Source organism: Aquimarina sp. U1-2 (assembly GCF_017897595.1).
Taxonomy (GTDB): Bacteria; Bacteroidota; Bacteroidia; order Flavobacteriales; family Flavobacteriaceae; genus Aquimarina.
In genome coordinates this window covers 1-269 of sequence record NZ_JAGKIK010000178.1, presented here as the reverse complement: position 1 = coordinate 269, position 269 = coordinate 1, and the positions used below count along the sequence as shown (strand labels likewise).

Annotated in this window: 1 protein-coding gene; it reads left to right on the top strand. The window is 50.2% G+C overall.

Going from position 1 to position 269, the window contains the following annotated elements; all coding sequences use genetic code 11:
* A partial coding sequence (locus J8281_RS19555; protein ID WP_371812648.1) for a hypothetical protein occupies positions 1-269 on the top strand: 269 nt, incomplete at both ends.

The following is a 269-nucleotide window of genomic DNA, read 5'->3' as shown; positions in this document are numbered from 1 at the left end:
AGTGATGGCGATGGCTTAACAGACTGTGAGGAAACTACAGGAATAGACGATCCAAGTACCCCAGACGATCCAACGACGTTCCCAGGCGGACCAACGAGTGATCCAAACGATCCATGTAGTCCAATCGGCATTAACACAACAGACAGTGATGGCGATGGCTTAACAGACTGTGAGGAAACTACAGGAATAGACGATCCAAGTACCCCAGACGATCCAACGACGTTCCCAGGCGGACCAACGAGTGATCCAAACGATCCATGTAGTCCAAT